8 protein-coding genes are annotated in these 8,002 nt (G+C 35.7%); 1 reads left to right on the forward strand and 7 read right to left on the reverse strand.

Annotated features, from left to right (window positions below; all coding sequences use genetic code 11):
- Positions 1-140: 140 nt before the first annotated feature.
- From AC5YGI_RS21855 to AC5YGI_RS21885, 7 genes are all read right to left on the reverse strand, one after another.
- Entirely contained in the window at positions 141-719 is a 579-nt protein-coding gene (locus AC5YGI_RS21855; RefSeq protein WP_496169795.1) for a Crp/Fnr family transcriptional regulator, read from the reverse strand.
- A 47-nt stretch (positions 720-766) separates the two neighbouring features.
- On the reverse strand, positions 767-2,149 hold the full coding sequence (glmM, locus tag AC5YGI_RS21860) for a phosphoglucosamine mutase (protein WP_446107192.1): 1,383 nt from the start codon (positions 2,147-2,149) through the stop codon (positions 767-769).
- Positions 2,150-2,218: 69 nt separating this feature from the next.
- Positions 2,219-3,235, reverse strand: a complete 1,017-nt coding sequence (locus AC5YGI_RS21865; protein WP_496169796.1) for a DUF4421 family protein — start codon at positions 3,233-3,235, stop codon at positions 2,219-2,221.
- Between the two features lie 217 nt (positions 3,236-3,452).
- A complete protein-coding gene (feoB, locus tag AC5YGI_RS21870) occupies positions 3,453-5,486 on the reverse strand; it encodes a ferrous iron transport protein B (RefSeq protein ID WP_330744722.1) in 2,034 nt (677 codons plus the stop codon).
- On the reverse strand, positions 5,486-5,740 hold the full coding sequence (locus AC5YGI_RS21875) for a FeoA family protein (RefSeq protein ID WP_082798751.1): 255 nt from the start codon (positions 5,738-5,740) through the stop codon (positions 5,486-5,488). Before AC5YGI_RS21875 ends, feoB begins: the two co-directional genes overlap by 1 nt.
- A 134-nt stretch (positions 5,741-5,874) precedes the next feature.
- On the reverse strand, positions 5,875-6,162 hold the full coding sequence (locus tag AC5YGI_RS21880) for a hypothetical protein (protein WP_496169797.1): 288 nt from the start codon (positions 6,160-6,162) through the stop codon (positions 5,875-5,877).
- A gap of 232 nt (positions 6,163-6,394) precedes the next feature.
- Entirely contained in the window at positions 6,395-7,300 is a 906-nt protein-coding gene (locus tag AC5YGI_RS21885) for a GLPGLI family protein (RefSeq protein WP_330744725.1), read from the reverse strand.
- Positions 7,301-7,481: 181 nt separating this feature from the next.
- Between AC5YGI_RS21885 and AC5YGI_RS21890 the strand changes: the two genes are divergently transcribed.
- The gene (locus AC5YGI_RS21890; protein ID WP_110008922.1) at positions 7,482-7,979 is read left to right on the forward strand and encodes a DinB family protein; all 498 of its coding nucleotides are present in this window, start codon (positions 7,482-7,484) and stop codon (positions 7,977-7,979) included.
- Positions 7,980-8,002: the final 23 nt, after the last annotated feature.

An 8,002-nucleotide genomic window follows, 5' to 3' on the forward strand; every position in this document is an offset into this window, starting at 1 on the left:
CAATCGTTGCTGAGTGGAACGTCTTTGCGAACATTTTCAATAATAAAGATTATTCTTTGCGGACGTTGCGTTTAAGATGAGTCAGAATTTATGCCGTATGTTTTTAAACTACCTGCTTCTGACTTCCATCTTCCAACCTGTTAAAGTCTTTCTTTTAATATTTTACTTTTGATTCTGCTGAGATGTACGGTAGTAATCCCGAGATAGGAAGCGATATAATGCTGCGGAACTCTTTTGATAATTTCCGGTTTTTGCCTGACAAGATTCAGGTATCGCTGCTGTGGTGAGTCCTTAATAAATGAAAAGAAATGTTTCATATAATCAAATACCCTTTCAAAAAGAGCATCCATAAAGAAATTTCTGAGCTCTGGATTTTCATAAACTTCTTCTAAGAAAGCTTCCACATCAGGTTTGTTGATTCTGTATAAAATACACGGTTCTATGGTCTCAAACGACACCATACTCGGCAGGCTTTTTTTAAAACTTTCAAGGGATGAAAACATAGTACTTTCAAGAAAAAACTGGAAGGTAACATCTTTTCCATCGTTATTATACCAGGCTCTTACCATACCTTTTTCAATATAATAGGCACTGCAGGAAACTTCACCTTCTTTTAAAAGCAAAGTCTTGGCAGGGACTTCCATACGCTGGAAACTGCCCAGAAATTTTCTCCACTTTTCTTTGGGGAAAGGAAATCTGTCTTTGATATGTTCAAACATTTCTGATATAAAAAAGAACGGACAATATGCCCGTTCTTCCTATATTTTTAGATTAAACTCTTGATTTTAGCAATGATATCATCTCCTAACTGATCTGCCTCTTCCTGAGATTGAGCTTCAGTATAAATCCTAATGATTGGCTCTGTATTGGATTTTCTAAGGTGAACCCAGTTGTTTTCAAAGTCTATTTTTACACCATCTACTGTGGAAACTTCTTCATTCTTGTACTCCTGCTCCATTTTGCTTAAGATAGCATCTACATCAATCTCCGGTGTAAGCTCTATTTTCTTTTTACCCATGAAATAGCCTGGATATCCTGCTCTCAGTTCAGAAACAGTTTTATTTTCTTTGGCTAAATGCGTTAAGAACAGAGCAACTCCCACTAAAGAGTCTCTTCCGTAATGTAAATCAGGGTAGATAATTCCTCCGTTTCCTTCTCCTCCAATGACTGCATTTTTTTCTTTCATCAAAGTAACAACGTTTACTTCTCCTACAGCACTCGCAAAGTATTCTGAGTTGTGAGTCTGTGCCACATCTCTCAAAGCGCGGCTTGAAGAAAGATTGGAAACAGCTACTCCGTTTTTATTTTTCAGTAAGTAATCTGCAACGGCAACCAGGGTGTATTCTTCTCCAAACATTTCTCCTTTTTCATCAATCAGGGCCAATCTGTCTACATCCGGATCTACAACGATTCCCAAATCTGCATTTTCTTTCTTCACCAATTCACAGATATCTCCCAAATGTTCTTTTAAAGGCTCAGGATTGTGTGGAAAGTGGCCTGTAGGCTCACAATATAATTTAACGGTTTCACAACCTAATTTATCTAAAAGCATTGGAATAGCAATCCCTCCTGTAGAGTTTACCGCATCCAGAACAACCTTAAAGTTCTTCGCTTTGATCGCATCCACATCTACCATTGGCAAATCCAGGATCTGCTGAATATGGATATCGAAAGCATCGTCTCTTGTTTCATATTTTCCAAGATCATCCACTTCTGCATAGTTGAAGTCTTCACTTTCTGCCAGCGCCAGGACTTCAGCACCGTTTTCACCGCTGATGAATTCTCCTTTTTCGTTTAATAATTTAAGGGCATTCCATTGTTTTGGATTATGAGAAGCGGTAAGGATAATTCCTCCGTCTGCATTCAGTTCAGGTACCATTACTTCAACAGTCGGGGTTGTAGAAAGGCCAAGATCTATCACATTAATCCCCAATCCCTGTAATGTAGCTGTAACTAAGGAAGAAACCATCTGGCCGGAAATTCTGGCATCTCTTCCGATGATAAGAGTAAGATCTTTTTTGTTTTTATTATTCTGAAGCCAGGTTCCGAAAGCGGATGCGAATTTTACAACATCCAGCGGTGTTAAGTTATCATTTACTTTACCACCAATGGTTCCGCGAATTCCGGAAATAGATTTTATTAATGACATGATGTTTTTTTAATTTATTTTGTTTTCTCTAAATTTTCCAACGCAAAGATACTTAAAAGACCCTTCAACTTATAAAACCGGAATCTTTTTTTGGACTTTATCATAGGTATTTTTCACAACTTTCGGTGGCGCAAAACGATACCCTATATATATCAGTCCATAAAGATTACTATTCTCTACACTCTGGCTGTTTTTCTGATCGTAGGCATAGCTTTTAAAATTTATTTTACCTCCGAACAGAAACCGGTCAGTATTATAACCCACATGAAGACCGCCCTGCATTCTTATAGTTGCATATTGGGCATTTTGTTTTATTGATCCGTTATCAAGCTCTCTGTAACTGGAGAATTTACCTCCAATCCCAATAGCCAGATGAGGCGAAATATTTACTTTTTTTCCAATAACCCAATTATAGAAATATCCCATGTTTCCTCCTATATTGTATTGTATTTCTTTGTTTTTTACTCCGTCAATCGTATTTCTGAAAATGGTAAGATCATAATCTATAAACGGTACCCAGCTTCCGCTGCTTTTCTTCTGCCATTCTCCTTGTGTATAGATACTTCTTGCTGAAAAATTTTTATTAAGAACATAGGATGTAGACCCGCCAAAGGTTTGTACCCTTAAATCCGGAAACTGAATATAGGGATCTCGTCCTTCCTGCCATTCCGGAGACAAGTCTTTCATGTTTTCCACATAAAAGCCTTTTACATTTTTATAATAAACATTTTGAATAAATCTTCCCGGAAAAAATCTGAAGCTTAAATCGGAGTAAGAACTTTTCCCTTTCATTTCATCATCATTATTTCCCTCTAAAAATCTGGGAGCAAATGATACTGTCGCACTTATTATTCTATAATCAATTGAAAACGATGTTTTCGTTTTATTGTTGATGGACAGGTCCATATTGAACGCATTCTTACCTTCTCCTGATGAGAAAACATAGCTTTCAATATTGGTATCAAGATTCACACGGATCATTACCTTGTCTGCGTAAGACCTGGTATTTATGGTATCTGTTTGTGCCTTTCCGAAAATGGCCAGTAAAGAAAATACTATTAATAATCCTGCTTTTAAAAAGTTCAACCCGAATAATTTATATTAGAAAAATGAAATTACTACATTTTTTTCAATATCCGTTGAACCCAATATTAAGAACAGCCGCAATCTTTATCGCAGTGGGTTCTTTTGGAGCTGAATTTCTTTGGAGCGAAATTCTTTTTAAGTACTTTAAATAAAGAATAGCAGGCGAATGCTACAATTAGTATAACAAGTACGTACTGAATAATTAATGATGAGTCCATTATTTTAAAATCTGATATACTATCATCGACACAAAATATGCCAAACCTGTCATCATGACTACCTGAAAACCGGTCCATTTCCAGCTTTTGGTTTCTCTGTAGACTACTGCAAGTGTGGAAACACACTGCATTGCAAATGCGTAGAAAAGAAGAACCGAGATTCCGGTTGCAAAACTGAAGACTTTTTCACCGTTCGGTTTTACGTCTCTTCTCATTTTATCTATTACTTTCACTTCGGGAGCATCATCTTCCAAGCTGTAAAGGGTAGACATTGTTCCTACAAAAACTTCTCTTGCTACGAAACTGGTAAGGATTCCGACTCCCATTTTCCAGTCGTAACCAAGCGGAGCAATTATTGGTTCTATTCCTTTACCCATTTTAGCTAGGTAAGAATGATCCAGGTGAACGTCTGTGGCTACCATCTCGTTTGTTTTCTGGCTTGGTCCGAAATAGCTTAAAAACCAGATGATGATACTTACGATGAAAATTATTTTCCCGGCTCCGGTAATGAAATCCCATACTTTTCCCAAAACCATTTTAAAGTCATATCCAAAAAGTGGCTTTTTGTAAGCAGGAAGATCCATTACAAGATAGGTTTTTCCTTTGCTTTTAATAAATCTTTTTAGGATGGCTGCAGAAAATAAAGCAACTAAAAACCCAAGGAGATACATTCCCATCAGAACCAGTGCTTTATATTTGATTCCTAAAAATGTTCCTTCTGAGATAATCAATCCGATAATAATACTGTATACCGGAAGTCTCGCAGAACAAGTCATAAACGGCGTTACCAATATCGTAAGCAATCTTTCTTTTACATTCTCAATATTTCTTGTAGAAATCACGGCAGGAATGGCGCAGGCAGTTCCTGATACAAGCGGAACGATACTTTTACCGTTAAGTCCGAAGGGGCGCAGCAGTCTGTCCATCAGGAATACGACTCTTGCCATATAGCCTGAATCTTCAAGCAGATAAAGGAAATACAGGAGAATTCCGATCTGTGGAGCAAAAACCACAATTCCTCCTATTCCGGGAACAATTCCATTTGAAATTAATGAATTAATGGGGCCTTCAGGAAGATGTTCGCTGGTAAATGCAGCCAGCCAGGAGAATGTATCTTCAATCCAGGTCATCGGGTATTCCGCAAGGAAGAAAACACTTTGGAAAATAACCAGCAGGATCGCTAAAAAAACTACATAACCCCAGAATTTATGAACTAAAACTTTATCCAGTTTTTCGGTTAATAATTCTTTAAACTGAGTTTTTTTAGAAATGACATCAGCCAGTATTTTGTCTACGTTCTGATATCTTCTTACGGTTTCCTGAACCTGTAATCTTTTTGGAACCAAGCTTTTAGAATCCGGTTCATTCAGCTGTTCCATTACTCCGCTGATTCTTCCAAGATCAGTTCCCAATGAAAGGCTCATCCAGGCTTTATATTCGTTATCGAAACCTTTATGTGCCGCCAGTTTTTGAATAAAGTCTCTATGTTCGCCCGGTGTTTCAAAAGAAAGTTGATCTGTTTTTACAAATTCGTTGTTATAAACAGCTTCCCTTACTTCATCAATCCCGATCTGTTCTTTGGCATTGGTCTGAATAATTTTTATCCCTAATGCTTTGGAAAATTTTTGAATCTCTATAGTGATTCCTCTTCTTTCTGCCTGATCAATCTGATTGACAATCAGAATCATTGGAATTCCGAGATCCTGAATCTGCTGAAACAGCAGCAGTCCTCTTTTTAAGCTTAATGCTTCAAGAATATAAACAACTCCTGCATAGTTTTTCTGCTCATCAATAAGATATTTGGAAAAAATAGCCTCATCTTCTGAACTCGGGTATACACTGTAAGAACCAGGAAGGTCGATAACCTCTACTTCTTCGTTTTTGTAAACATAGTTCCCCGAATGACTTGCAACGGTAACGCCGGCGTAGTTCCCGGTCTTCTGCTTTTTGTTACAAAGTGTATTAAAAACCGTTGACTTTCCTACATTAGGATTCCCGACTAAAAGTATCTGTTTTTTCTTGTTTTCCTGCATTAATTCAATTCTTCAACAATGATGTAATCTCCTTCTTCCTCACGAAGAGCAATCCGGCTTTTTTCTGCTCCAAATTCTACATACATTGGCCCGCTGAACGGCGCCTGATACAAAATTCTGAAAATGGTCTCCGGAAGAAGTCCCATTTCAATAATTTTATTGGGCATTTTAAGATGGTCGTTATCATATCCCAATATCTTCCCCATTTTGTTTTTAGGGAATCCACTTAATTTATGTAATCCTTTCTCTTTCAAAGCCTAATTTTTAGTCCTGCAAATATACGCTATTTAAATTTAATCTAAATAACGAGTTTGTATAAAAAAATAATGGGGTGCTTCACTTGAAAACACCCCATTGATTTATTTTTTAGTAATTCTATATTTTCAGCTTATTTAGAATATGTTTCCAAACAGCTACTTACCATAGCTGTACCTAGCGGTGGATCAACAGCTGTTACATTAAAAGCAATTGCCAAGCATCCTTCCAGATTCATCTCTGCAGCCTTCATGGTTTTTGCAATTTTTACTAGTACTTTTTCATCCTTAAAATTCTTTTTAGCTACCAAAACATTCTCAACCTTACTTTTACTCTCTTCTACTTTCACTTTTGGCTCTTCACCTTTTGCAAATGACATTACTGATGTTGTTAATAACAACATGAAAATGATTTTTTTCATTGTATAATATTTTAATTTGTTGTAAAACAAACATATAATTAAAAATAACAAAATCAAATTTTTGTTTTCTAAATTTTAAAAATAATTGCTAATTCTAAGACATTATTTCAAATTGGAATTTATTTTCAATATTTTTTAGTTATTAAAAGAACATTTTTAACAAAAAGAAATCACCCCAAACACATTGCTGTATCTGGGGTGATTCAAAATATAATTTAGTTGATATGAAGTCTTATTTTTTCTTCTTGTCAGAAGGCTGTTCTTTTTCTATTGGATTGTCGTTAGCATTGTAAAAATCCTTATACTGCTTTTCCTGCTTTTTCATCATATCTCCTACCGTTCCATCCATTCCAGGGATGGTTTTAGACATCATTTCCTGTGTCATCATAGGTCTTACAGAAGAAAATGGATCTTTTTTAAAGTCATTAAAAGTTTTCTCAAATTTTTCTCTTGTTAACTCATTTACTTTTCCTCCTGAAGCATGCATTAAGTTTTCAATGTAAGAGAATTCCGTATAATCTTTCACTTTTTTATTTCCCTGCAATACCCAAGAGTAATTTTTATCAGCATCTTCAATTTTTACAATTAAACCTGGAAGCCCATAAAACTTATAAGGTCCGTCCTGAAATGGAATATCTGTACTAAACCAAGCAGTCCAAGTTCTTCCTCCAAAATCAGTTGTCGCCTTTTGTGCATTATATTCTCCTATTTTTTGTTTATCAGCTAAGATATTCCAATTGAATTTTAATTCTTCACTATAACCAATATTTGTTGGAGTAAATCCGTTAGCTATCTTATCCACATATTGTACTTTCATACTTGGGTAAGACTTATATATTCTGGATGAAATTTTTGGTGTTTTAAGGGATTTTGAAAAGTCTCTCATCATTCCTGATTTCTTAATTGCTTCCATTTCAATTTTCATGATAGAATCTTGAGCAATCACTGTATAATCCTGATAAATAGATCTGTTCTTATCTGTGATATCTAAAATTGTCACTACTTTATCAAGTTTTACTGAATCTTTCTTAGGCTTAAAAGTCAGTTCATAAAAGAAACGGTTGGCCGTTTCTTTGGACTCCTGAGCTCCTGCAAAAGCAAACAGAGTGATCAAAAATATGGAGAATAACTTTTTCATTGTAGCAAGTTTATATAATTAGTAATCATATGTCTTCTTTTGTTACAGTTTTTTTCAAATTTTATTTTCCAGTAAAAAATATTCTTCCTTTTCACTCTTTACTACTTAAAAAATTATGATTCTGTTAAAACAGTTTCATTTTTAAAACGCTTACCTTTAAGTTTCTAAAAAACAAAATATTATGGACACTTTATCTCAATTAAAATCCGAACTGGAGGGAGAATTTCAAACCACAAAAAAATTTATTGAACTATTCCCTGAAGGAAAAAATGATTATGCTCCGCATGAAAAAAGTATGAAAATGATGCCGCTTGCCACCCATCTGGTAGAAGTTTTTGAATGGCCGAACACAATTTTAAAAACTTCTGAACTGGATTTTGCCAAAGGAGACTACAAACCTACCGTTCTTTCTACAAGAGATGAACTGATGAAAAAACTGGAAGATGATTACCAGTCAGCAAAAACAGCATTAGAAAACAGTACAGAAAACGATCTGAATCCCAGCTGGACGATTAAAAATGACGGCCATGAGCTGGCAAGCTGGAGCAAATATGGGGCAATACGCCATGCCTTAAACCAGATTACTCATCACAGGGCTCAGCTGGGCGTGTATTACCGATTGAACAATATTCCTTTGCCGGGAAGCTATGGGCCTTCAGCAGACCAGCAAAGTTTTTAATTAACATCTCAATATATCTCAAC

This window comes from Chryseobacterium sp. CS3K3.1 (genome assembly GCF_059515165.1).